This is a genomic window from Bradyrhizobium sp. 17 (genome assembly GCF_023073515.1).
GTDB classification, from domain to species: Bacteria; Pseudomonadota; Alphaproteobacteria; order Rhizobiales; family Xanthobacteraceae; genus Bradyrhizobium; species Bradyrhizobium canariense_D.
The window spans coordinates 448,820-471,895 of the sequence record NZ_JADPJQ010000117.1 but is presented as its reverse complement, the minus strand read 5'-3'; the positions used below and the strand labels follow the sequence as shown (position 1 = coordinate 471,895).

The following is a 23,076-nucleotide window of genomic DNA, read 5'->3' as shown; positions in this document are numbered from 1 at the left end:
CCGCCTCCGGGCGGCCTTCTTTTTTGCCGATCATGACCCGTGCTTTCCAATTCAACCGGCAGCCAAAACCCACTACGGTGACGCCGATTCGAATTGTTTGGGCCTGATCTCAACGGAAAACCGCTTCACACTTTCCGAGTCATGCCCCATTGCCTCAGGGATTTCGTCGATGCGCGCGCTTGTGTTTTGCTCCACGGCCGTTCTGGCGGCTCTGCTTGCAGTTTCGCCTGAGGTCGCATCCGCCCAGATGAAGCTGGCGCCGAAGGCCACGGCGCCCGGCGGCGTCGAGACGCGCTATTTCACCTCGATCGACGGGCTGATGGACGGCAATGCCGACGTGATCCTGAAGGAGACACGCCAGGGCAAGACCGTCACCGCAGCCGTGCTCGACGTCTGTTATCCCGTCGCGAAGAATTCCGACCGCAAGGACCGCTTCGTCGTCAATCTCCAGGTCGCGGGCCAGAACCTGACGGGTACGACGCAGAGCCTCGGCGCGAAGGCGCCGGTCACAGTCAAGCTGCTGCGCAAACAGGCCGGAGACACGTTCGAATTCCGCGGCCAGATCAGCATTGGCCAGACCGTGACCGAGGTCACCTCGCCCGACAATTCCGATCTCAGCGAGAAGGAATTCCTCGACAACCAGACCTCCGACGACGGCATCACGCCCCAACCAAAGGATTTCACCGACGTCTCGCCGGAAGCGATCGCGGTCAAGGTCAAGCTGGATGCCGCGACCGAGTTCCTGAAGAGCCTGAAGGGCCAGGACGTCGAGGTGACGCTGGCGAGTCTCACCGTCGGCTGCGACGCGCTACGCGCGGGCGAGCAGACCATCAATATGTCGGTCGATCCGGAGCGCGCCGGCGCGCTGCTGGCGAAATTCAAGGCGACGCCCGGCGTGACCGCCGCGGGCTGGACCGCGGGCATGACCGAGATGGACCGCACCATCCGCATTCCCGCCGCCGATTGGCGCGACGGCGACAAGATCAACCGCGACAAGCTCGCGGCCGCGGTGGCTGGCGTGCTGAGCAGGACGCTCGCGGCAAAGCCGGTCTCGCAAAGCTTCAACCCGGCGACCGGCAAGCTCAAGCTGGTGTTCAAGCGGCCGAACCAGGACTTTCCCGCGCTCGAGCTCACCGACACGATCGAGGTTGCGGGTCTCGTCTCGCCCGACAAGCCCGGCACGACCGACAAGCTCATGCTCTGGATCGGGAGTCCCGCGACCACGACCACTGACGAGAGCAGCGGCGCCAAGCTCAATCTCTCGGACGAAGCGACCGCGGACGAGGAAGGCGATCAGCCCGACGACAACGGTTCGGTCGAGGCGCTCGCCAAGGAGCTGAAAGGCCAGCGCTGGGACGCCGACAAGTCTGTGTGGAAGTGATGTAGCCCGCGCATCAACTCTCGGTCATCGCCCGGCTTGACCGGGCGATCCAGTACTCCGAGAAGGTTTTGATGAATCGAGAAGCCGCGGCGTACTGGATTCCCCGCTTGCCGCCTGTGCTAAAGCTTCGGCGCCTCTGGACCTCAACCCCGGCGAAGCCTTGGCGTAGCCGGGTCGCGGGGAATGACAGCAGAGGCTAATTGCCGTTGACGCGAAAGCGCAGCGGCTTGGGGCCGACGAGCGTGAGCACGTCACCCTGGCGCTTCCAGGTCTCGACACTGCCCAGGGCTGCAACGAGATCGTCGTCGGCCTGGGCCCTTGCCGGCGGGCAGGAGCGGTCCTGGATGTGGCCGGGGACGAAGATCACGGTGTTGCCAGCAACCGAGAACTGGCCCTTGCCGCCCTTGCACCAGAGCTCCAGCACGACCTCGCCATTGTCGCCGATCTCGATGTTCGGAATCCGCTTCGAGCCCGGCTGCGGCAGCGCCTCCAGCGTCATCTCGGTGCCGAACGGAAAACCGTCCTCCGCGCGCGCGAGCGTGGACATCGCGAGCATTGCAACCGCCGCACACACCGTCTGGCTGAACGAAACCATGAGACCTCTCGACCGACCTGATTTGCGGCACCTTCTATAAGACGGCGGCGCCGTTGAGAAGGTTCGTCCATGCGCGGCGCAAAAATCCCCGCGAGGAGCAACCTCGCGGGGATTTGGGTTGAAGCCGGGCGTGGCCTGCTACTTCAGGACCATCGCCGTGAACGGCCAGACATAGGCCTGCAACGTCACGAACCCGCCGACCAACGAAGCCAGCACGATCGAGTGCCAGAACACGAAGCGCAGGATCGTGCCCTCGTGCCCGTACCAATTCGTCGCGGTGGACGCGACCACGATCGACTGGGCGTCGATCATCTTGCCCATCACGCCGCCGGACGAGTTCGCCGCAGCCATCAGGATCGGCGATAGACCAAGCTGCTCGGAGGTGATCTTCTGAAGATTTCCGAACAGAACGTTGGAAGCGGTATCCGATCCCGTTAGCGCCACGCCCAACCAACCGAGCAGCGTGCCGAAGAAGGGATAGAGCACGCCGGTTGCAGCAAAGGCGAGGCCGAGCGTCGCGTCCACGCCGGAGAGCCGCGTCAGCGTGCCAATCGCGAGCATCGCCGAGATCGTGATCAGCGAGATCGCGCAAAGCCGGATGGTGCGCCCGTATTCCGTCAAGAGCCGGCCAGGACCGACGCCCATCAGGAAGCCTGAGATGATCGCCGCAATCAGCATGCCGGTGCCGGTGAACGAGAGATAGGTGAAGCCGAACACCGCGCTCTCTTTCGTCGGCCCCGGCGCGACCGGCGGCATCTTGTTGATCATCTGATGCAGCTCGGGAACGGGATAGTTCCAGGTGAAGATCGAGTTCGCCCAGGTCTTGAATCCACCATTGCCCCAGATCAGCATCACGATGCAGACGATGATCCACGGCAGCAGCGCGCTGAACAGCTCGCTCTGCGTCAGCGGCGTCTTGTCCATCGGTTTTGCCGCGGCCATGGTGGCGGCCGATTCATCGCGGCCGCGCAGCGCCGGCGACAGCCAGAGCTGCCTGGGCTGCCAGACCTTCAGGAACAGGATCAGCGCCCCCATCGAGATCAGCGACGCCCCGATGTCGACGATCCAGGGATTGACGTAGTTCGAGATCACGAATTGCGGGACAGCGAACGACACGCCGGTGACCAGGATCGCCGGCCAGACGTCCTTCATGCCCTTCCAGCCCGCGAACGCCCACACCACCCAGAACGGCACGATCAGCGAGAAGAACGGCAATTGCCGGCCGACCATCGCGCCGAGGATGTAGGGATCAAGCCCGGTCACCGAGGCAAGGCCCTGGATCGGCGTGCCCAGCGCCCCATAAGCGACCGGCGCGGTGTTGGCGATCAGCGACAGGCCGCTTGCTGCAAGCGGCGAGAAGCCGAGGCCGATCAGGACGGCGCCCGTGATCGCGACCGGCGTGCCGAAGCCCGAGGCGCCTTCGAAGAAGGCGCCGAACGAGAACGCGATCAGCAGCAATTGCAGCCGCCGGTCCTCGGTGACGCCGCCGACCGCGCGCTTGAGCAATTCGAAGCGCCCGGTGCTCACCGTCACCTGGTAGAGGAAGATGACGTTGAGAACGATCCAGCCGATCGGGAAGAACCCGGTGACGATGCCCAGCACCGAGGCGCGGATCGACATGTTCGCCGGCATGGTGAAGACGAAGATCGTGATCAAATTGGCCACGATCACGGCGATGACCGCTGCGATATGAGCCTGGACCCGTCCGCTCGCGATCAGGACCAGCAATGTGACGACAGGGACTGCCGCCGCGATCGTCGACAGCACGGGGCTGTGCAACGGGTCATAAACTTGATTCCACATGATCTTCCTCCCCCACGCATGTGTGCTGCAGGCGGCCCGCGTGGACAGCCGATCCTGCTTGACCCTGAAGCGATAACCCCCGAGCCGGACGCGAATTCCTCGCGAATGCAGCGGTTCCCGTCCGCTCACAAGCTCGCGAAATCCCGAAGGCCCCCACCCCGCGCCGTCGAGCCCCATGCTAGGGTTGCAAGCTGCGACAAGCCAACGCAAATTGCAGGACTTGCGACTTTAGTCTAAGCGCGCCGATTTCCGCCGTCGTCCCAAGTCTTTGGCCCCGGGCAGTTGTGCACATCCCTCAGGAGACAGAGCTCTGTGAAGAACATCAGCGCCACGCTCGCGATCGTCTGGCGAATCGCCGCCCCCTATTTCCGGTCGGAGGACAAATGGGCCGGCCGCGGCCTGCTTGCCGCAGTCATCGCGATGGAGCTGGCGCTGGTCGCGATCGACGTCCTGGTCAATCAATGGCAGAACCGGTTCTACAGCTCACTGCAGGCAAGTGACTGGGATAGCTTCGTCAGGGAGATCTGGATCTTCATCGGCCTCGCCTCCGCCTTCATCGCGCTGGCGGTCTACAAGCTGTACCTGAACCAGTGGCTCCAGATCCGCTGGCGGCAATGGCTGACCCGGCACTATTTGGGCGAATGGCTGCAAGGCGCCACCCACTACCGCATGCAGCTCAAGGGCGATGCGGCCGACAACCCGGACCAGCGCATCACCGAGGACGTCAAGAACTTCGTCGAGCAGACCCTGACCATCGGGCTCGGCCTGCTCTCGTCGATCGTGACGCTGTTCTCCTTCGTGATCATCCTCTGGGGGCTTTCCAACGCTGCGCCGTTGCACCTGTTCGGCGCCGACCTCATGATCCCCGGATATCTGTGCTGGGGCGCGCTGGTGTACGCGATCTTCGGCACCGCGCTGACGCACTGGATCGGTGCCCCGCTGGTCAATCTCAATTTCGAGCAGCAGCGCTTCGAGGCCGACTTCCGCTTCAACCTCGTCCGCGTCCGCGAGAATTCCGAGCAGATCGCGCTGCTCAAGGGCGAAGGCGCCGAGCGCGGCCGGCTGCTGGACCGCTTCGGCTTCGTGATCGGCAATTGGTATGCCATCATGAGCCGCACCAAGCGCCTCACCGCGTTCACCGCGAGCTATCAGCAGGCCGCCGTGATCTTTCCCTACGTGCTGGTGGCGCCGGCCTTCTTCGCCAAGAAGATCCAGCTTGGCGACATGATGCAGACCGCCTCCGCCTTCTCGAGCGTACAGGGCGCATTGTCGTTCTTCGTCACGGCGTACCGATCGCTGGCGGAATGGCGCTCGATCGTCGCCCGCCTCGACGGCTTCGAGATGTCGGTCGATGCGGCCGCGCACCTGCCGCCGCACGAGCCTGCGATCGCCCTCAAGGCCGCCGGCGGCAATCGCAATATCACCCTCGAACAGCTCTGCGTGAACCTGCCGAGCGGCACGCCGCTGGTCGCCACCGACGCCTTCTCCGTCCAGACGCCGGAGCGCGTGCTGGTGACCGGACCGTCGGGCTCCGGCAAGTCGACGCTGTTCCGCGCCATCGCCGGCATCTGGCCGTTCGGCACCGGCACCATCTTCGTCCCGGAAAAAGCGAAGCTGATGATGCTGCCCCAGCGCCCCTATTTCCCGGTCGGCGTGTTGCGCGACGCGGTGGTCTATCCGGCCGCGCCGGGCGCATTTGAAACTGCACGCGTCAGGGACGCGCTGATCGCGGTCGGCCTGCTCGACCTCGCCGAGCGGCTTGAGGAGGACGGTCATTGGAACCGGATGCTGTCGCTGGGCGAGCAGCAGCGCCTCGGGCTCGCCCGCGCGCTGCTGCACGCGCCGGACTATCTGTTCCTGGACGAGGCCACGGCCTCGCTGGACGAGCCGTCCGAGGCCCGCCTGTACCGGCTGCTGGCGGAGAAGCTGCCACAGGCCACCCTCGTCTCGATCGGCCACCGCTCGACGCTGGAAGCCTTCCATACCCGCAAGGTGACGATGGTGAAGCACGGCGCGATCCACGTCCTCGGTGACGGTGGTGTGCCGGTCGAGAAGGAGCCGAGCGCGGCACGCTGAGACGGCCCGACGAAGCTCTGAGGCTATGGCCCTTGGTTGCGGCCGTGCTTCGAGACGCCCGCCTTTTTCGGCCTTCAGGATGAGGTCTGTCCTCGCGGTGAGATCTGTGACCCCTCATGGTGAGGAGCCCGCCGGAGGCGGCCGTCTCGAACCATGCGGGCCCCCTGGCCTACGCCCCAAAGCCCCAAAGCAAAAGGGCGGCAGGTTGCCCTGCCGCCCTCATCAAGTCGCTTCGGGAAGAAGCTTACTTCAGGTTGCTCATGGCCGTCAGGTCGAACGACAGCTTGGCAATGCCGGCCGCGCCGCACCAGTTGGAGCCAGCGCCGCCCGGATTGATCGCGGTGACGTTGGTGGTGCCGGTGGCGTTGAAGGCGCTGGTGAAGGCGTTGCAATCACCCTTGTTCAGGTCGGTGTCGGAGTAACGCAGGTCCAGCGTGAACACTTTGTAGGTGAAGCCGATGCCGATGTTCCAGGTGTTGTAGTCCTTGTAGGGGATACCGTTGGCGAAAACGGTGCCGACGCCGGTGCCGTAGAAGGCGTCCGAAGTACCAAACCACTGCCGGCCGAACTCACCCGAGACGTACATGCCCATGCCGGAAGCACCGAAGGCCGTGCTGGGCGCCGTGTACTTGGCGGTCAACGAAGCGTAGTTGCCCCAGGCACCCGAGTTCAGGAAGTTCGGCGAGTAGTACTCGGTCGCGCCGACCGTGAAGCTGTCGTTGATGGTGTAGTTCACCTTGCCGTAGACTTCGACGAAGCTGACGTCCTTCTTCATGACGTTGCCGTCGGCGAGGAAGATAGTGGTCGTGCTGACGCCGCAGACGTTGCCGCCCGGAATGCCGCCGGTGAGCACGTTGTCGGCGCAGCTGCCGCCCGGATACAGGTAGCCCCAGACACCGATATCGAAGGCGAAGGCGCCGAAGGTCGGGCGGATACCGCCGTAGATGTCCACTTCAGCAGCAGCGCGATTGGCGAAGGAGATGCTTTCGGCGGACACGCCGACGTAGAGCTGGAGGTCCTTGTTGACGTTGTAGCGCGGCTCGAAATAGGCCGCGACCGACGGCTTGTGGTTCGACTGCGTGACGCCGCGGAAGATGTAGTCGCTCATGATGGCGCCGCCGAAGGCGATATCCCAGGGATCAAACGCGACCACCGGCGGGGCCTTCAGTGCCTTCACTCGCATGTCTGCCGCGAAAGCCGAGCCCGTCACCATTGCCAGCGCCGTTGCCAACAAAGCCACTTTTTTCATTTCGATCCCCATCACCAGTTCTAAGACCCCAGCCGGATCCCGGAAGCCCCCGGAACGCTCGACCTGATTGCAAATTTCGTAACTGCGGCAATCTGGATGGGGTGAGGCAAACCGTGAAGCAAAAAACGCGGGCATCTGCCGACTTTTTGGGCGTTCTGACGATTCCACGAAAGGTTGTCAGCCCGTGTGTCTTCTCGATCACATTATTTGCATTCCAAAGTGCACTGGGAGGCCCGCGTTAGTACGGGTCCGGCGGTACCGTGCTGCCCGTGCCACGAATCAGGCTGCTTCCCGACGAGATCATCCCCGCGCGCCGGCGCGCCGATGCAAAAAGGCCGCAGCATCGCCGCTGCGGCCTTCCTGTTGCCGATCATGGTCGTCGGATTGGATCCAGCCTTTGGCCTGACCTTGGGCCTAACCTTGTCCTTCGGCCGGTGTCGTGTCCGCAGAAGACGAAGGCATCGCCCAGCTTGTCTCGGCGGCAGGCTCGGGAGCCGGAGCTGCCGGCGTTGACGGCTTCGGAGCTGCCTTCGCCTTCTTCGGCGCCGCTTTCTTCGCAGCCTTCTTGGCGGCCTTCTTAGGCGCAGCCTTCTTAGCGGCCTTCTTTGGCGCGGCCTTCTTCGCAGATTTCTTTGGAGCCTTCTTGGCAGACTTCTTCGCGGATTTCTTCGCGGACTTCTTGGCTGCCTTCTTTGAGGTCTTCTTCGCCGCTACTGCCTTCTTGGCCTTTTTGGCCTTCTTGCTTTTTTTCTTCTTCGCTTTCGCCATCGTGATCCTCCTGTTGCCGCCGAACAATGGTCGATCGGGTGTCTTCAGCCGTTACCTCCGGACGAAAGCTCAGCCCTCGAAAGCTTAGTCTTCGAAAGCTCAGTCTTGCGCGTTCAATGCCGGCTGCGACCCGCCCGTAGCCCAATCGAGAAGCTCAATCGTGTGTACGACCGGAACTGACGTGCCACTGGCAATCTGCACCATGCAGCCGATATTGCCTGCGGCAATCATGTCCGGCTTGACGCTCGCGATGTTGGCGACCTTGCGATCGCGCAACCGGCCCGCAAGCTCGGGCTGGAGAATGTTGTAAGTCCCCGCCGAACCGCAACACAAATGGCTCTCCGGCACATCTTTCACCACGAATCCGTTATTGGAAAGCAATTCTTTCGGAAGGCCCGTGATTTTCTGCCCGTGCTGCAACGAACACGCAGAGTGATAAGCGACGACGATGTTGTCCTGTCGCGTCGTGGCCGCGAGTCCAAGGCCGGCGACGTATTCAGTGATGTCCTTGGCGAGCGCAGAGACCTTCGCCGCATCGGCGGCAAACGCAGCGTCTTCGCGCAGAAGATAGCCGTAGTCCTTGATCACGGTGCCGCAGCCTGACGCCGTCACCAGGATGGCGTCGAGCCCCTCGCCGGCCGCTTCCGCGCGCCACGCCGCGACATTGGCGCGAGCCCGTGCCAATGCGTCCTGATCGTCGCCGAGGTGATGGGTCAGGGCGCCGCAGCACTGCTCGTCCCTGACAAGGACGACCTCGATGCCGTGGCGCGTGAGGAGACTGATGGCGGCCTGGTTGATGCGCGGCGCCAGCACCTGCTGGGCGCAGCCCTGGAGTAGCGCGACCCGGCCGCGCTTCTTGCCGAGTGCCGCGAACACACTGCCGGCGGCGGGCCCGGGCGGCGGCAGCCGGTCCGGCGCCAGCGCCAGCATCGCCTTGAGGCGCAGAACCAGGCCGGGCGTCGCCGACGGCCGCGGCGTCGGCAGGAACGCGGCCAGCGGGCGGGCCAGCCGCGCCAGCCACATGCTGGCGCGGAAACGCTGCGGGTGCGGCAGGACGAAGGCCAGCACTCGGCGCAGCAGCCGCTCGGCGAGCGGCCGCTCGTAACGCTGCTCGATCCTGACCCGGGCCTGATCGACCAGATGCATGTAATTCACGCCCGAGGGGCAGGTCGTCATGCAGGCCAGGCACGACAGGCAGCGGTCGACATGTTTGACCACTTCGGCCGTCGGCGTCTGGTCCTTCTCCAGCATCTCCTTGATCAGATAGATGCGGCCGCGCGGGCTATCGAGCTCGTCGCCAAGCAGCACATAGGTCGGACAGGTTGCGGTGCAGAAGCCGCAATGGACGCAGGCGCGCAGGATCTTGTCGGCTTCCGCGATGTCGGGATCGGCGAGCTGCGCGAGTGAGAATTCGGTCTTCATGCGGCAGTGCCTCGCGTCAGCCGCCCCCGGTTGAGGATGATCTTCGGATCGAAACTGGCGCGGACCCGCTCGCTCAACGCGGCAAGGCCAGGGGCTTGCGGGTGGAATACATCGATCGCGCGCCTGATGTCCTCGGCCGCCCGGATCAGCGTGGCGTGCCCGCCGGCGGCATTCGTACGTTCGCGCACGGCCCGAGCATGCGCGTCCGGCTTCGGTGGCACCGCCGCCCAGATCAGTCCACCACCCCAATCGTAGATCACGTCGCCACCGGTCTCGCGCGCCAGCAGGGTCCCGAGCGCCGCGCCCGACGCCGGCGGGCAGACGATCCGCCAGACCGGCCAGGCCCCCAGCGCGCCACTGGCCGCGAACGGCAGGACGTCGCGGATCGTGGTCCACAGCGCCGCTGACGCCGTGTCCTCGACGAGAATTGCGGTTCCGAACGGCGCCAGCAATTCGCGCAGCGAGCCGGCACGGTGGGCGGCCGAGGCGGCAATGCCCTCGAGCCGCAGCACGGTCAGCGCCTCGCCCTGGCCTGCGATATCGCCGAGACCTTCGATCTCGGTCCGGAACGCCGATGTCGGCAGATGCGCGGCCCCGGAGACGTCGAAGGGCGAGCCGAGCGCCGCCGTCATTGCCTTGTTGGCGGCGGCATCGTCGAGCCCGCGCAGCAACAGCGTCCGCTCGGCCTCCGGCTTGGGCATCACTTTCAGCGTGACCTCGGTCATGACCGACAGCGTGCCCCAGGAACCGGCGAGAAGCTTGCAGAGGTCGTAGCCGGTGACGTTCTTCACCACCTTGCCGCCGGTCTTGAAGCTGTCGCCGAAACCGGAGACGGCATGCGCCCCGAGCAGATGGTCGCGCGCCCCGCCCGCCTTGATCCGGCGCGGACCGGCCAGGCCAGCCGCGATCATGCCGCCGATGGTGCCGAGCGCGGGCGTGCCGAGCAGCGGCGCGGTGTTCATCGGCTCGAAGGCGAATTGCTGGTTCTTGGCATCGATCAGCGACAGCACGTCGGCCAGCGGCGCCCCGGCCTGGAGCGTGACAATGAGTTCGTTGGGCTCGTAGCCGGTGATGGCATTCAGCGCGGAGACGTCGAGCACGGCGTTGGTCGCCATCGCGTGGCCGATGCCGCGCTTGGAGCCATGGCCGATGATCTCGAGCGGCTGCTCATTGGCAATCGCCGCGCGCACCACCTCTTCGACGTCTTTGGCGTCTCGTACCTTGAGCGTATCCACGGGCAAAGGCGGTAGCGAAATTCGCCGCCAAAATCAAATGCAGCGTGACGACAGCGGCCATTGCCGCGCGATCCGGCTCGACCTCGGAGCCACGGCCAAGATTCGATCCTCATCGAAGCATTCACGACATCGACACTTCGATCACCGGCGAACCAAAGCCGACAGCCGATCGCTACAAATCTGCACCGAGAGACCAACCGACGGAGACGACATCATGAACCACTATGCCACGCAGAAATCGCTCAGCGACGCCGTCGACGGCGGCGGCCTGCTCGTCGTCGCGCAATGGGAAGCGAAGCCGGGCGAGGCCGACAAGATCGCCGCGATCCTCGACCGCTTCCTGCCGGAGGCCCAGCGCGAGGACGGCGTCAAGCTGTTCTTGATCTCGCGCGCAAAGGACAATCCGGCCCAGTTCCTGTTCTACGAACTGTTCCGCGACGAGGCGGCATTCAAGGCGCACCAGGAGAGCGCGCATTTCAAGACCTGGATCGCTGGCGAAGCCCTGCCGCTGCTGGCGAAGCGCGAGCGGGCGCAATACGGACTGCTGTAGGCATTGCCGAGGAAAGAGGCGTGCATCGCAAGCCCTTCCATCGGCGCAAGCGCCTAGAACCGGGGGATGTCCGGGAATGCCAGCTTCCCGGCATGGACGTGCATGCGGCCGAGCTCGGCGCAGCGGTGCAGGGTCGGAAACACCTTTCCGGGATTGAGCAGGCCCTGCGCGTCGAAGGCGCATTTCAGACGCTGCTGCTGGTTGAGGTCGATCTCGCTGAACATTTCCGGCATCAGATCGCGCTTCTCGATGCCGACGCCGTGCTCGCCGGTGAGCACGCCGCCGAACTCGACGCAGGCGCGCAGGATGTCGGCGCCGAAGGCTTCGGCGCGCTCGATCTCGCCGGGCTTGTTGGCGTCGTAGAGGATCAGCGGATGCAGATTGCCGTCGCCGGCATGGAACACGTTGGCGCAACCGAGCTGGTACTTTTCCGAGAGCTCGCGGATGCGCGCCAGCGCCTTCGGCAGCGCACCGCGGGGGATGGTGCCGTCCATGCAGAGATAGTCGGGCGAAATGCGGCCGACGGCGGGGAAGGCGGCTTTCCGGCCGGCCCAGAACAGATTGCGCTCGGCTTCCGAGGTCGAGATCTGGCAGGTGGTCGAGCCGCAAGCGTTCGCAATCGTCTCGACCCGCGTGATCAGCTCGTCGACCTCGATCTTGGGACCGTCGAGCTCGATGATGAGGAGGGCCTCGACATCGAGCGGATAGCCGGCATGGACGAAGGCCTCCGCGGCGTGGATCGCGGGCTTGTCCATCATCTCCATGCCGCCGGGAATGATGCCGGCGCCGATGATGCGCGCCACGCATTCGCCGGCCGCCTCGACTTGCGCGAAGCCGACCATCAGCGCGCGCGCCGTCTCCGGCTTTTGCAGGATGCGCACCGTGATCTCGGTGATGACACCGAGCAGGCCTTCCGAGCCGGTGATGACGCCCATCAAATCGTAGCCGGAGTTTTCCGCCGACTTGCCGCCGATGCGCAGGATCTCGCCGCTCATCAGCACGATCTCGCAGCCGAGCACGTTGTTGGTGGTCATGCCGTATTTCAGGCAGTGCACGCCGCCGGAATTCTCCGCGACATTGCCGCCGATCGAGCAGGCGATCTGCGATGACGGATCCGGCGCGTAGTAGAACCCAGCATGGGCGACGGCCTGGCTGATCGCGAGGTTGGTGACGCCGGGTTCGGTGACGACGGCGCGGTTGTCGAAATCGATCTCGCGGATGCGCTTGAACTTGCCGAGGCCCAGAAGCACGCCGTCTTCCAGCGGCAGCGCGCCGCCGGACAGCGAGGTGCCGGAGCCGCGGGGCACCACCTTGATGCCCTGCCCTGCACAATATTTCAGGACCAGCGAAACCTGCTCGGTCGTGTCGGGCAGCACAACGACCATCGGCGGCTGCCGATAGGCCGTCAACCCATCGGATTCATAGGCCCGCATCTCGGCGGCGCTGTCGATCACGCCTTCGCCCGGCACGATTGCGCGCAATGCAGCCACGATCTCGGCGCGGCGCGCGAGCACGGCCTGGTCGCTCGCGGGCATCATGATGGCCATAACATTTCCTTCATGGCATATCCTTCCGGCCAAGGCCGCATGATCGATTTGTCGCGGTAAATCAACCACGTCCGCGGTGGTTTGGGTAGGCCGTCCGAAAGTCGGATCGACGATCCTGCGCGAGTTCGCTCTGGGACAAGTAGGAAATCGTGAAACCTGCCATGGTTTGGCGGCTTGTCCAATCCGAGCAGGCCTGCCAAAACCGGCAGGTCCGACCGTTGCCGATCAGGCATGCAACTGACCAGCCCCCAGGGAAGAGACGAAGAGCACCCGATGACAAAACTGATTTTTGGCGCATTGACCATCCTCACCGCGATTGCCACCGCACCCGCCGCGATGGCGCAGGACGTCGCGGCCGGCAAGTCGTCGTTCAACAAATGCCTGGCCTGTCACGCGATCGGCGAAGGCGCCAAGAACAAGGTCGGCCCCGAGCTCAACGGCCTCGACGGCCGCAAGTCCGGCACCGCGCCGGACTACAATTACTCCGACGCCAACAAGAATTCCGGCATCACCTGGAAAGAGGCCGTGTTCAAGGAATACATCAAGGACCCCAAGGCCAAGATCCCCGGCACCAAGATGGCGTTCGCCGGCATCAAGAACGAGACCGAGATCAACAATCTCTGGGCCTACGTGTCGCAGTTCGACAAAGACGGAAAGATCAAGCAGTAAGCGCGGGAACGGCGGCCGCTGGAGCTTCGGTTCTGAACCGAAGCTCCAGCTTCTCGTTTTGACGCGTTTTCTTCACGCGAACCGGCATCCACTTCGCTCGAAAACGCTCTAATCGGCGGTCGCCTGCGCCGGGACGATTTTCCCGATCATCGTCTCGATCTCTGTCTTCACGAGATCGGGCACCGCGTTCTGCACCATGTGGCCGAGATCAGGCAGCACGATCAGCTTGGCATTCTGCACGGTGGCGGCGAACGGGCGGGCGTGAATGGCGGTCTTTACCGTCTTGTCGGGTTCGCCGGCGATGATCGTGACCGGCGCCGTTATCTCGCCGTAGCGCGGAGCTTGCGCAGCCACCGCCTGCTTCAGCGACACCAGATCATAGGCATTGGCGATGAACTCGCGCGGGCGCAGCAGCAACGGCGTCGCGGAGTCCTGCACGAAACCGTCCGGCATCGTTTGCGGCAGGAAGACGTTGCGCGCGCCGGACTCGCTCAGGAAATAGCCTAGCGGGAGGGTTATGGTGTAGGCGAACAGCGGGCCGATTACGGGCGTTGCGATGATCTCGTTGTAGCGGCCGACGCCGCCGCGCCAAGGATGGGTGACGGGCGCGAGCATCACAAGGCCCGCGACGCGGCCGGGATGATCGAGCGCCAGCCGCGCGCCGAGCGCGCCGCTCCAGGAATGCACCACGAACACCGCGCGATCGATCCCGAGCTTGCCGAGCGCCTCATCGATCATTCGCGCCTGGACCTCCGGCGTCGAATCCTGCCGCCGCGCCCGCGTGCTCCAGCCGTGGCCGGGACGGTCGATCAGGATGACGCGATGGTTCCTGGCGAGGAGATCGCCGAGCGGCCGCCGCATTGCCTCGAGGTTGGAGCTCGCGCCGTGCAGCATCACGATCGGCAGGCCCGAATCGCGCGGGCCGATATCGACGAGGTGAAGCACGGCACCCTCGACCTCGATCATCCGGCCCTGCGGTGGAAAGGCGCGTTGCACGGCGAGGACGCCGGCCTGCGTGACCAGCGCCAGCACAACCAGCGCGGTCACGACTGACATCACGATCATGGACGGAATCCGGGCGACCCAAGGCACAGGGCAGTTACGTGGCTTGCGGCCGGCAGTTTCGCCCGGGGAGCCCCCGCGCTCCACTTGAAATGCCGGGGCTGTGGATATGTGCATAATTCAAGCGAGAAAAACGCAATGAAATCAATACTGCTCCCCGGAGCACGCAGGCTTCGAAACAGCTTCATGCACTCGTCATCGCGGCTTCCTTATAATCGCCATGGTCGGTTCCGCCATTTAGACGCAGGTGGGCGCCGATCGTGCTCGCAACCCTCAGGGATGCGGGAAGACCGGCAGGATTTATCCTGATTTGAACCGGAGAATTTCGATGAGCCTGAGATCCAAAGATACTGCGATCGACGAGATCGTGGCAAGCTGCCACGGTGACCTGCGCGGTGCCGTGCGCGCGCTGCTGCTGATCAACGAGCACCTCGAGACGGAGCTTGCAAAGGCCTACGCCGCAGCGGTCGATCGCGGCCTCGCCGAGCGCGAAGGCAGCGTTTTGCACTAGATTGCTGTCGACCTAGTTCGTGCTGTCCTCGTCCTTTTCCTCGTCAGGCGTGGGTGCGGGACAGGCGCGGATGGTCGAACGGGCAAGCTTGGCGTCGGCCTTCGATTTGTAAGGACCGTCACCGAACCAGACGTCGCCGAAGATCACGGGATTGCTGGTCACGATGTTGCATTTTCCGGTGGCGCGATTGCCGACCACCCAGAACAGTCCGTCGGCGAGGCTCGCCGTGCCCGACGCCAACAGCAACATACCTGCAAAGATCAAACGCTTCATGGCTGTGCTCCCGCCATGAAGGTAGGCCTGCGGCGGTGCCATCCACACCCCTTGTAACGCGGCGCGTGTCATCGTGGTTAATCCGCCTGCGCCGCATTCGCTCGAGCAATGATCGACTTGTCCGCTAAATATCGCGGCCTTCGACCTTCTCGGTCAGCGCCTTGACCTGGTCGGGGATCTTCTCGAGGTGCGGATTGACGGCGAGCGCCTTGCGGTAGGCTTCGAGCGCGCGCTTTTCGTCGCCGACCTCCTGCATGATCATGCCGAGGCCTGCGAGCGCGCCGAAATGACGAGGCTCGCGGATCAACACCTCGCGGATGTCGGCGAGCGAGCGGCCATAATCGTTCTGCATGTAGTAGAGCGTCGCACGACGATTCCAGGCCTCGATGTAGTCGGGCCTGAGCTTGACGACCGAATCCAGCAGCTTGATCGCAACCTCGATCTTCTTTGCGTCGACGGCGGTCTTGGCCCGCGCCATCAGCAGCGCCGCGGTGTCGCTCGGGGTCTGGATCCAGATCGCCCAGATCCGCGCCTCGACATGCTTGGCGCTGGCTTCGTCGGGCGCAGCTTTCAGCGCGCCGAACAGGAAATCGAGATTCTTGGTGCGGTCGACCTTGGGCAGCTTGGCCGGCGCTTCCGGAAGTTTCTTCTGCTTGCCGGGCGGAGCCGGCGGATCAGCCTGCGCCAGCGCCGGAGCGAGGCCGGCGGCTCCCAGCACAAGAGCCAGACACAGGGTGCGCGCGAAGAGGAATCTCACTGCCATGGTCGAAGTCTAAACGCGCAAAGCCGCCCTTGCAAAGCAGGGGCGGCGTCAAACTCGTGTGAGACCGTGGTCTTGCGGGCGCGCGAGCGTCAGGCAGGGCGAAATCAGCCGCCCAGATCAGCCCTGGCGAGCCTTGAAGCGGCGCTGCACCTTGTTGATCACATAGACCCGGCCCTTGCGGCGGACCAGGCGGTTGGCGCGATGGCGACCGCGCAGCGATTTCAGCGAGTTACGGACCTTCATGGCAGAATCCTGAACGTTCGAAAGGCCGTGTTCGGCACTACCGTTTCGGCACGCGCGAATGAGGCAAAATGAGATTTTCCCGCTGGCGGACCGACCGCCCGGGACGGGGCGGTTCTTAAGGCATGGGAGGACCGGATGTCAATGTTAACTGGCCCGATCGCACCCAGCAAATTCAGGAAAACAACCCGATGCAAAGTAGAAGCGGCCGGATCGGGCTCAATCATCTCGGACGACGCCGATCCCACAACGCCTTGTCCCCACAATGCCTTGCCAAATTCGTTATATCATATAATCAATTCGACAACCCGTCGGGAGGAAACCCATGCCGAAGCTGAAGCTGCCGAACATCGACGACGTCGTTGCCATCGACATCCACACCCACGCCGAGGAGCCCTGCGGCACCCATCCCGACGACGGCTATGACGACTTCCAGGCGCAGATGGCGGACTATTTCAAGTCGCCGCACAAGCATCCGCCGACCGTGCCGGAGACCGCCGCCTACTATCGGTCCAAGAACATCGCCGCGGTGATCTTCCCGGTCGACGCCGAGCGCGAGACCGGCTTCCGCCGCTACAAGAATGAGGAGATGCTGGAGATCGCCTCCGACCATCTCGACGTTCTCATCCCCTTCGTCTCGATCGACCCGCACAAGGGCAAGCTCGGTGTGCGCGAGGCGCGCAAGCTGATCGAGGAATACGGGGTGCGCGGCTTCAAATTCCACCCAACCATGCAGGGCTTCTACGCCAACGACCGCATGGCCTATCCGCTCTATGAAGAGATCAACAATGGCGGCGCGATCGCGCTGTTCCACACCGGCCAGACCGGCGTCGGCTCGGGCATGCCCGGTGGCATGGGCATGCGGCTGAAATATTCCAACCCGATGTACATGGACGACGTCGCGGCCGATTTCCCCGAGCTCAAGATCATTCTCGCCCATCCCTCCTTCCCCTGGCAGGAAGAGGCGCTGTCGGTCGCGACCCACAAGCCCAACGTCTACATCGACCTCTCGGGCTGGTCGCCGAAATATTTCCCGCCGATCCTGGTGCGCTACATCAACTCGATCCTGCAGGACAAGATGCTGTTCGGTTCGGACTGGCCGGTGATCACGCCCGACCGCTGGCTGTCGGATTTCGCCAAGATCGAGATCCGCGACGAGATCCGGCCGAAGGTGCTGAAGGCCAACGCGCGCAAGCTGCTGGGGATCTAGGCGCGTACTCGTCAGCGCATCGAGGGCTTCGACGCTGCTATCGAAGCCCTCATGCTCCGGCCCTGAGGGCCTAAGACTTTGGCGCGGTGAATCTGATGGCTATGTTATGCGATCAGTTCACGCCTGCGAGGAAGCCGGCCAGGATTGTCCGGCTTTGGCTGAGCGTCTCGATACGTTCGTCGATCAGGCCGACCTGCTGAGTGAGTATTTTTCGCAGCTCGTTGCACGGCGTGAAAGCTGGATCGTTGTTCCTCACGCATGGGAGCAACCGCTTGATGGTTTCGAGCGTCATTCCCGCGCCGCCGAGCATCTTGGTGCGCCGTACGGTTTCCTCTTCGGCCAAGCCATAGTCGCGATAGCCGGAGTTCGTCCGCAGCGGCGTGAGCAGTCCTTCGCCTTCGTAGTAGCGCAGCATTCGGACGCTGACCCCCGTCCGCCGGGAGAGTTCGCCGATTTTCATCTGAAGCCCCTTGACCCTGACAGCACTGTCAGACCCTAAAGACTTTGCTCGTCCAAGTGAATGCCACTTGTGAAGGGAGCAACGATGAAAGCCTACCATTTGAATGGCCATGCTGGTGCTGGCCGCCTTGCGCGCGCCGAAATCAGCAAACCCGAACCCGCCAATGGCGAGGTCCGCATTCGGGTCGAAGCGGCAAGTCTGAATTACCGCGACCTCCTGATCCTCGACCGTGCAGGCCAAGGCGAGATCAACGGCCGCGTGCCACTCTCCGACGGTGCGGGTGTCGTTGACGCCATCGGCGCCGGCGTCGCGCAATGGCGACTCGGAGACCGCGTCGCTGCGTCGTTCTTCCGCGATTGGATCTCGGGGCCGTTCAAGTCCAGCTATATTCCGTCATCCCTCGGTGGCAACACGATGGACGGAATGCTGGCTGAGTATGTCGTGCTGCCGGCGACCGCGCTGGTCTCAGTGCCGGCCCATCTGTCCGCGGTGGAGGCAGCGACCCTGCCCTGTGCCGGCGTCACGGCTTTCCATGGCCTCATCGCACGCGGCGGGATGCACAAAGGCGACACGCTATTGGTCCAGGGAACAGGCGGCGTCGCGCTGTTCGGGCTTCAATTCGCAGCGGCGCTGGGGGCGCGTGCGATCGTGATATCCTCCTCGGATGAAAAACTCGCCCGCGCCAAGGCGCTGGGCGGCTCGATCCTCATCAACTACCGCGACACCCCTGACTGGGATGTCGTCCTCATGAAGGCGACGAATGGCGCAGGTGCCAGTCACATCCTCGAACTCGGCGGTCCCGGCACTTATGACCGATCGCTGCGATCGGTCGCTTCGGGTGGCAAGATCGTCCAGATCGGTGTCTTGACGGGGTTCGGTCCCAAGCCCGACCTCGCGCGCCTGCAGTGGGAGAATGCCGACATCATTGGTGTCACCGTCGGATCGGTCGAACACTTTGCCGCGATGAATCGCTTCCTGACCGAACACGCGATCCACCCGATCGTGGATCGGGTCTACGACTTCGACGACGTTCCCGAAGCGTATGCGCACCTGCGGACCGGCTCACACTTCGGCAAGATCGTGATCAGGCTTTAAAAGCGAGGGCTCAGTTCGCGTTTCCGTGTTGGATCGATACCGCGGCGCCTTGTATAGTCCGTGGACCGCAACGATCCCGGAGGACAGGTCAATTGAGTCTCAAAGCCGTTGTCTTCGATGCCTACGGAACGCTTTACGATATCCAGTCGGTCGCCGAGACCACCGAGGATGCGTTTCCGGGCTACGGTGAGATCATCACGCAGATCTGGCGAATCAAGCAGCTCGAATACACCTGGTTGCGCTCGCTGATGCGGCGCTACCAGGACTTTGCAGCCATCACGCGCGACTCGCTTGCCTATACGCTGCGCGTGCTCGGGCTCGCTTACGAGAATGAGGCATTCGAGCGCGTCGTCGAGAAGTACCTTCATCTCGATCTCTATCCGGATGCGACGGCGGCGCTCACGGCTCTGAAACCGCGAAAGCTCGCCATCCTCTCCAACGGCAGTCCGGACATGCTGAATGCGCTCGTGCGCAACTCCGGCCTCGACGCCCTGCTCGACGCCACGATCAGCGTCGACGAGAAGAAGATCTTCAAGCCGAGCCCGGAGGCCTATGAGCTGATCGGCGAGGTGCTCGGCACCGCGCCTGACGAGGTGCTGTTCGTCTCCTCCAATCCCTGGGATGTCGCGGGCGCGAAAGCATTCGGACTGAACGTTGCCTGGATCGAACGGGTGACGCCGGAAGCGATGGCGCTGGCTTGCGTCGAGAACGAACTCGTGGCACCGCTGACGATGTTTAAGGCGATCCGCACCCAGATGGACGAGCTCGGCTTTGCGCCGGATCATCGCGTCCGGGCGCTCTCGGAACTGCCAAGTTGCTTAGGCATCGCCGCCCAACGGTAAGTCTGGAATGAGCCGACCTGAATGAGCCTGGAATCCGTTCGCGCCTTCTTCGCCGAGAAAGCCCCCGACATATCAGTTATCGAATCCCCGATCAGCTCCGCGACAGTGCCGCTGGCCGCCGAGGCTTATGGCGTCGAGCCCGGACGGATTGCCAAGACGCTGTCGTTGCGGATCGGCGAGCGCGTGATCCTGATCGTCGCGGCCGGCACTTCGCGCATGGACAACAAGAAGGTGAAGGCGGCGTTCGGCGGCAAGCCGAAAATGCTGGGACTGGAAGAGGTCGCCGAGATCACCGGCCACGAGGTCGGCGGCGTCTGCCCGTTCGGATTAAAGGCGCCGCTGCCGGTCTATTGCGACGTCTCGCTGAAAGCGTTCGACGTGGTGGTGCCGGCCGCCGGCTCGACCCACAGCGCCGTGCGCATCACGCCGGAGCGGATGGCGGAGCTGACCCGGGCTGAATGGGTCGATGTCTGCGAAGTCAGGCCGTAAGGCAGCTGGGGGATGCCTGATGCATTTGCCGGTCAGGGACGCTAATGTACGGACCATGCCCGATGATAAGGTCAAACGGCGGCTGACCACCGTGCTATGCGCTGATGTGCACGGCTATTCTCGTCTCATGGAAGCAGACGAGGCGGGAACGCTGGAGACACTCCGCCGCTATCGCACGGCCATCGCGCGATTGGTGGAGCGCCATGACGGCCGGATCGTGAATACCTGGGGCGATGCCGTCATCGCCGAATTCGCCAGCGTCGTGGAAGCCGTGCAGTGTGCGGTCGAGATTCAGCAGGAAATTTCCAACCAGGATTCGGGCCCACCTCCCCCGATGCGGTTTCGCATCGGCATCAATCTCGGCGATGTGATGGTGGATGGTTCCGACCTCTATGGAGACGGGGTCAATATCGCGGCGCGTCTGCAAGAACTTGCCGAACCCGGTGGTATCGTGATCTCCAGCTCCGCCTATGATCAGGTGCACAACAAATTATCTGTTGGCTTCGACTGCCTCGGCCAGCGTCCAATGAAAAACATTGCTCCCCGTGACCAGCTATCGTGTGACCATGAGCGGCCAAGCCGCTCAAGCACGGAGCTTTCCGCCTGGCGAACGCCTGACATCTCAGACCGCAAGTGCGGGCTCGCAAACTGACGCCGCGCACCGCGACAGATCCGAGTCATCCAATTGGATGGGCTTCGTTTCAGACGGACTGGCGAAGCTGCCCCGCCCGGTTGCGGCGGCCCTCACGGTGTCGGCCTTTCTGATTCTGATCAATATTTTCACCGGCATGCACAAGATCTGGTTCCATTGGCCGGTGGCAGCTTTGCTCTTCGGCGCCATCATGCGGACGGCGCTCCGGGATCGACCTGAGTCGGACGGCAAGGGCGAGCGCTGAACGAGGCGGCACAACCGCGCTTCGCGCCCACTGCTGCGCGCGCGCGCCCCGATCATGCTTGGGCAGCACTACTCGTCGCTATCGTCATAAGGCCGCGGCTGCGCCTGCGGAGGTGGTGGCGGCACATTGTTGTATCGCGGCGCCGGCGCGGCGCGATTGCCCGGAACCTGCTGCTGCGGCGGCATCTGGTTGTTGGACTGGAACACCGCGCGACAGCCGCTGGAGAGCTGGGGCGTATTCTGCCGCAAGCAGGCCGTAATGCGGCTCACATCAGGGATCTGATCGCTGCACAGCCGCCACACATCCGGCGTGCAGGCCATCTGCTGCTCCATGGTTCCGCGATACTCTTCAGCGGATGCAGCGCCTTGCGCGACGATGCCGCCGATTGCAAGCGCCACACCCAGCGCGATCCGCTCTGTTCGCATGTCCGATTCCTTCGCGAGTCTCTCGAATTCTGTTCAATCAATGAGACGCGGAGAGGTTCTGGACCAACAAAAAATTGTGAAAATGGGCCAGGAACCTATTCGACCTTGCCGATCTTCTTCACCGCAGCAATCAGCCGCGCGCTGTCGACCGCCACGAACTCGGCAAACGCCGGCGCGTCCTGATAGGCAACGAGACTGCCCGACGTTTCGAAGGCCTTGAGCACGTCGGGGCTCGTCATCACCTGCGCCATCGCCTCGCGCAGGCGAGTCGCGATCGGCGCGGGAAGAGCACTCTGTGCAAAGAGTCCGGCCCAGATGTACATCTCGACGTCCTTGTAACCGAGCTCCTGGAAGGTCGGCACATCGGGGAAGCTTGCGACGCGCTTGGCGCCGCAATTGCCGAGCACGCGCAGCTTGCCGTCCTCCACTTGCGGCTTCAGCGTTCCCGGTGCGGCGGCGATCGCCTGCACGGTGCCGCTGAGCAGCGCGGTGAGCGCCGGTCCGGCGCCGCGAAACGGCACATGCAGCAGCTTGATGTCGGCGCTGCTCGCAAACATCTCCATCGCCACGTGCAGCGTGCCGTAAGGCCCCGATGAGCCGTAGGTGATCTGGCCGGGACGCTTCCTGGCATCCTCGACGAAATCCTGCGCGGTCTTCCATGGCGCCGAGGCGGGCACCGCGAGCAGCGTGGGATCGGCCAGCACCCGCGCGATCGGCATGAACTGCGAGAGCTCGTAGGCGACCGGACGGTCGAACAGCCGGTCGGCCTCGGGCAGCACCGCGAGCGAGGACAGCGTCATCAGCAGCGTGTAGCCGTCGGGCTCGGCGCGCGCCGCCGCGGCATTGCCGACGGATCCACCGCCACCGCCGGCGCGGTTGTCGACGATGACCGCCTTGCCGAGGATTCGCTCCAGCGCCTGTGCGACGGGGCGCGCCGCAAGATCCGCCTGGCCGCCGGCCGGAAACGGCACGATCATGGTGACGTTGCGAGAGGGATAGGCTTGCGCGAAAGCCGCGCTCGACAACACAGGCAACAACGGCAATGCGGCAGCCGCGCGCAGGACATCGCGTCGATCCATGGCAGATTTCCCCCTGTTTTCTTATTTCGCTGCCAGCCTAGCGTGACCGTCCGCAAGAACAAGCCGCGCGGCGGGATTAACGAAGCATTATCCATGTTCCGCCCGGTCAGGAACGCCCCCCTGGGCTCACCGTTGCCTCCCAGGGAGTGGAGCGATGAATAGACTTCAGACCATTGACGTGGCGCTGGACGAGATGCTGGTGAATCTCGCCGCCATCGTCTTGCGGCTTTCAAAGCCGGACGTGACGCGAACGCCGGAAGCGCGACGCGCCTTGGCGCAATCCGTGCACCAATACGCGGTCTGCGCGAAGCGTTCGCGCGATCCGCGTGTTCATGATTTGAAGTCGCAACTGGAGGAGACGTTGAAGCCGAGCTTGCGAATTGTGGTGCGTAATGGTGAGAAGGTGTCTTAGTCCAACCCGTCATTGCGAGCGCAG

At 63.8% G+C, this 23,076-nt stretch carries 24 protein-coding genes and 1 pseudogene; 11 read left to right on the top strand and 14 right to left on the bottom strand.

Annotated features, from left to right (window positions below; translation table 11 throughout):
* Nucleotides 1-169 precede the first annotated feature (169 nt).
* Entirely contained in the window at nucleotides 170-1,381 is a 1,212-nt protein-coding gene (locus IVB13_RS27280) for a hypothetical protein (RefSeq protein ID WP_247490925.1), read from the top strand.
* 196 nt (nucleotides 1,382-1,577) lie between these two features.
* Here IVB13_RS27280 and IVB13_RS27275 read toward each other — a convergent pair whose 3' ends face one another.
* Nucleotides 1,578-1,976 (bottom strand): META domain-containing protein, encoded by a 399-nt coding sequence (locus tag IVB13_RS27275; RefSeq protein ID WP_247490923.1) that lies wholly within the window; start codon nucleotides 1,974-1,976, stop codon nucleotides 1,578-1,580.
* Nucleotides 1,977-2,114: 138 nt separating this feature from the next.
* Nucleotides 2,115-3,779, bottom strand: a complete 1,665-nt coding sequence (locus tag IVB13_RS27270) for an L-lactate permease (protein ID WP_247490921.1) — start codon at nucleotides 3,777-3,779, stop codon at nucleotides 2,115-2,117.
* A 312-nt stretch (nucleotides 3,780-4,091) separates the two neighbouring features.
* Here IVB13_RS27270 and IVB13_RS27265 point away from each other — a divergent pair, with 312 nt between their 5' ends.
* A complete protein-coding gene (locus IVB13_RS27265; RefSeq protein WP_247490919.1) occupies nucleotides 4,092-5,855 on the top strand; it encodes an ABC transporter ATP-binding protein/permease in 1,764 nt (587 codons plus the stop codon).
* A 244-nt stretch (nucleotides 5,856-6,099) separates the two neighbouring features.
* Here IVB13_RS27265 and IVB13_RS27260 read toward each other — a convergent pair whose 3' ends face one another.
* From IVB13_RS27260 to IVB13_RS27245, 4 genes are all read right to left on the bottom strand, one after another.
* Nucleotides 6,100-7,104 (bottom strand): TorF family putative porin, encoded by a 1,005-nt coding sequence (locus IVB13_RS27260; RefSeq protein ID WP_026232529.1) that lies wholly within the window; start codon nucleotides 7,102-7,104, stop codon nucleotides 6,100-6,102.
* Between the two features lie 414 nt (nucleotides 7,105-7,518).
* Entirely contained in the window at nucleotides 7,519-7,872 is a 354-nt protein-coding gene (locus IVB13_RS27255; RefSeq protein WP_083926345.1) for a histone, read from the bottom strand.
* A 99-nt stretch (nucleotides 7,873-7,971) separates the two neighbouring features.
* Entirely contained in the window at nucleotides 7,972-9,294 is a 1,323-nt protein-coding gene (gene glcF, locus IVB13_RS27250) for a glycolate oxidase subunit GlcF (protein WP_018453426.1), read from the bottom strand.
* Complete coding sequence (locus IVB13_RS27245; protein WP_085361264.1) at nucleotides 9,291-10,529, bottom strand: FAD-binding protein; 1,239 nt, start codon at nucleotides 10,527-10,529, stop codon at nucleotides 9,291-9,293. Before IVB13_RS27245 ends, glcF begins: the two co-directional genes overlap by 4 nt.
* A gap of 214 nt (nucleotides 10,530-10,743) precedes the next feature.
* On the opposite strand from IVB13_RS27245, the gene IVB13_RS27240 reads away from it, so the two are divergent.
* Nucleotides 10,744-11,079: an antibiotic biosynthesis monooxygenase family protein gene (locus IVB13_RS27240; RefSeq protein ID WP_026232528.1), complete on the top strand. Its 336-nt coding sequence runs from the start codon at nucleotides 10,744-10,746 to the stop codon at nucleotides 11,077-11,079.
* Between the two features lie 53 nt (nucleotides 11,080-11,132).
* On the opposite strand, the gene IVB13_RS27235 is transcribed toward IVB13_RS27240, so the two are convergent.
* Nucleotides 11,133-12,626: an FAD-linked oxidase C-terminal domain-containing protein gene (locus tag IVB13_RS27235; protein WP_085350117.1), complete on the bottom strand. Its 1,494-nt coding sequence runs from the start codon at nucleotides 12,624-12,626 to the stop codon at nucleotides 11,133-11,135.
* Between the two features lie 273 nt (nucleotides 12,627-12,899).
* Between IVB13_RS27235 and cycA the strand changes: the two genes are divergently transcribed.
* Nucleotides 12,900-13,295: a cytochrome c-550 CycA gene (gene cycA, locus IVB13_RS27230; protein ID WP_247490917.1), complete on the top strand. Its 396-nt coding sequence runs from the start codon at nucleotides 12,900-12,902 to the stop codon at nucleotides 13,293-13,295.
* 108 nt (nucleotides 13,296-13,403) lie between these two features.
* Here cycA and IVB13_RS27225 read toward each other — a convergent pair whose 3' ends face one another.
* Nucleotides 13,404-14,360, bottom strand: a complete 957-nt coding sequence (locus IVB13_RS27225; protein WP_247299345.1) for an alpha/beta hydrolase — start codon at nucleotides 14,358-14,360, stop codon at nucleotides 13,404-13,406.
* A gap of 325 nt (nucleotides 14,361-14,685) precedes the next feature.
* On the opposite strand from IVB13_RS27225, the gene IVB13_RS27220 reads away from it, so the two are divergent.
* Nucleotides 14,686-14,868 (top strand): hypothetical protein, encoded by a 183-nt coding sequence (locus IVB13_RS27220; protein WP_007596968.1) that lies wholly within the window; start codon nucleotides 14,686-14,688, stop codon nucleotides 14,866-14,868.
* Between the two features lie 12 nt (nucleotides 14,869-14,880).
* Here IVB13_RS27220 and IVB13_RS27215 read toward each other — a convergent pair whose 3' ends face one another.
* From IVB13_RS27215 to ykgO, 3 genes are all read right to left on the bottom strand, one after another.
* Nucleotides 14,881-15,141 (bottom strand): hypothetical protein, encoded by a 261-nt coding sequence (locus IVB13_RS27215; RefSeq protein ID WP_018453420.1) that lies wholly within the window; start codon nucleotides 15,139-15,141, stop codon nucleotides 14,881-14,883.
* Between the two features lie 124 nt (nucleotides 15,142-15,265).
* Nucleotides 15,266-15,904, bottom strand: a complete 639-nt coding sequence (locus IVB13_RS27210) for a tetratricopeptide repeat protein (protein WP_026232527.1) — start codon at nucleotides 15,902-15,904, stop codon at nucleotides 15,266-15,268.
* Nucleotides 15,905-16,021: 117 nt separating this feature from the next.
* Nucleotides 16,022-16,147, bottom strand: coding sequence for a type B 50S ribosomal protein L36 (gene ykgO / locus IVB13_RS27205; RefSeq protein ID WP_006611362.1), 126 nt, complete (start codon nucleotides 16,145-16,147; stop codon nucleotides 16,022-16,024).
* A gap of 322 nt (nucleotides 16,148-16,469) precedes the next feature.
* Between ykgO and IVB13_RS27200 the strand changes: the two genes are divergently transcribed.
* Nucleotides 16,470-17,354, top strand: coding sequence for an amidohydrolase family protein (locus IVB13_RS27200; protein ID WP_247299343.1), 885 nt, complete (start codon nucleotides 16,470-16,472; stop codon nucleotides 17,352-17,354).
* A 112-nt stretch (nucleotides 17,355-17,466) separates the two neighbouring features.
* On the opposite strand, the gene IVB13_RS27195 is transcribed toward IVB13_RS27200, so the two are convergent.
* Nucleotides 17,467-17,814: a MerR family transcriptional regulator gene (locus IVB13_RS27195; RefSeq protein ID WP_018453417.1), complete on the bottom strand. Its 348-nt coding sequence runs from the start codon at nucleotides 17,812-17,814 to the stop codon at nucleotides 17,467-17,469.
* Nucleotides 17,815-17,898: 84 nt separating this feature from the next.
* Between IVB13_RS27195 and IVB13_RS27190 the strand changes: the two genes are divergently transcribed.
* The 4 genes and pseudogenes from IVB13_RS27190 (at nucleotide 17,899) to IVB13_RS27175 (ending at nucleotide 21,136) form a co-directional block, all read left to right on the top strand.
* The gene (locus IVB13_RS27190) at nucleotides 17,899-18,909 is read left to right on the top strand and encodes an NAD(P)-dependent alcohol dehydrogenase (RefSeq protein ID WP_026232526.1); all 1,011 of its coding nucleotides are present in this window, start codon (nucleotides 17,899-17,901) and stop codon (nucleotides 18,907-18,909) included.
* Nucleotides 18,910-19,001: 92 nt separating this feature from the next.
* On the top strand, nucleotides 19,002-19,751 hold the full coding sequence (locus tag IVB13_RS27185) for a haloacid dehalogenase type II (RefSeq protein ID WP_018453415.1): 750 nt from the start codon (nucleotides 19,002-19,004) through the stop codon (nucleotides 19,749-19,751).
* Between the two features lie 21 nt (nucleotides 19,752-19,772).
* A complete protein-coding gene (locus tag IVB13_RS27180; protein ID WP_018453414.1) occupies nucleotides 19,773-20,240 on the top strand; it encodes a YbaK/EbsC family protein in 468 nt (155 codons plus the stop codon).
* Between the two features lie 55 nt (nucleotides 20,241-20,295).
* A pseudogene (locus tag IVB13_RS27175) lies at nucleotides 20,296-21,136 on the top strand (adenylate/guanylate cyclase domain-containing protein).
* 68 nt (nucleotides 21,137-21,204) lie between these two features.
* Here the strand turns inward: IVB13_RS27175 and IVB13_RS27170 are convergent.
* Together IVB13_RS27170 and IVB13_RS27165 are read right to left on the bottom strand one after the other, a co-directional pair.
* The gene (locus tag IVB13_RS27170; RefSeq protein WP_018453412.1) at nucleotides 21,205-21,561 is read right to left on the bottom strand and encodes a hypothetical protein; all 357 of its coding nucleotides are present in this window, start codon (nucleotides 21,559-21,561) and stop codon (nucleotides 21,205-21,207) included.
* Nucleotides 21,562-21,656: 95 nt separating this feature from the next.
* Nucleotides 21,657-22,640, bottom strand: a complete 984-nt coding sequence (locus IVB13_RS27165; protein WP_018453411.1) for a tripartite tricarboxylate transporter substrate binding protein — start codon at nucleotides 22,638-22,640, stop codon at nucleotides 21,657-21,659.
* A 154-nt stretch (nucleotides 22,641-22,794) separates the two neighbouring features.
* Here IVB13_RS27165 and IVB13_RS27160 point away from each other — a divergent pair, with 154 nt between their 5' ends.
* Nucleotides 22,795-23,052, top strand: a complete 258-nt coding sequence (locus tag IVB13_RS27160) for a hypothetical protein (protein WP_026232525.1) — start codon at nucleotides 22,795-22,797, stop codon at nucleotides 23,050-23,052.
* Nucleotides 23,053-23,076 lie beyond the last annotated feature (24 nt).